At 71.3% G+C, this 842-nt stretch carries 1 protein-coding gene; it reads right to left on the reverse strand.

Features of this window, described 5'->3' with window-relative positions; genetic code table 11:
- Positions 1-96 precede the first annotated feature (96 nt).
- Positions 97-842 (reverse strand): hypothetical protein (locus tag FLV34_RS41085; RefSeq protein ID WP_222709809.1); only part of this gene is annotated, 746 nt, incomplete at its 5' end.

Raw genomic sequence — 842 nt, forward strand, 5'->3', positions numbered from 1 at the left:
GAAGGAGCGGGGAGATATCTGGCCGTCCACGGGGAACCCCGCGGCCATCAGCGGGGCGGTATCTGGCCGCCTACGGGGAGCTTTCCATGGCCGCCGTCAGCAACCGCAAGGCTCCTCGTTGCGAAGTCCGGCCGTGGCATCGGCGGAGCCAGGGGCGGAGTCGGTGGCAGAGTCGGTGGCAGGGGTGGTGGCGTAATTGGTGGCGGGGTCGGCCTCGGCTTCGCGCACGTCATCGATGCCGGTCACCGCTGTAGCGCAAGCGTCGCCAGCGCTCCGGGCACCGGCGTCCGTGGCTCCGTCGGCAGCGGCGTCGCTCCCCGCACCAACACCTGCCTCGGCCTCGGTGGAGTCGTCGGCGCTCATCGCGTCGGAGACATTGTCGTCGGCCTTGTGAGGCGCAGAGTCGCTAATGTCGTCAGCGCTCCCGGCACCCGCTTCCGCCCCGGCCCCGGCCTCGGCCTCGGCATGGGCAGCGTTGAACTCCTCCGGGATGTCGGGGTCGTCGGTGCCGTCCGCAGCGCCGGGGTCGCCCAACGCGCCGGAAACGGTGTCATCGGCCCGGCTCAGGTCGTCGGCGCTTCCGGTGGCGTCGGGGTTGGTGTCGTCGGTGGCCGGGGCAGCGGGGTCTTGGGTGGCCGGGTCGCTGGTGTCGTCGGCGGGGTGTGGGTTGTCGTCGGTGGGGTCGGTGGTTTCGGGGTCGGTGGGGAGGGATTCGGCGCTGACCACGACGAGGAGCTCGGTGACGATCTTCTGCTCCAGCAGGGCGATCAGCGCGTCGGCCTGGCGTACCGTCAGCGGGCGGTCATCCCCCTGTGCCCTCAGCTTGGCGTACGCCTGCAACA

The organism is Microbispora sp. CSR-4, assembly GCF_008033685.1.
Taxonomy (GTDB): domain Bacteria; phylum Actinomycetota; class Actinomycetes; order Streptosporangiales; family Streptosporangiaceae; genus Microbispora.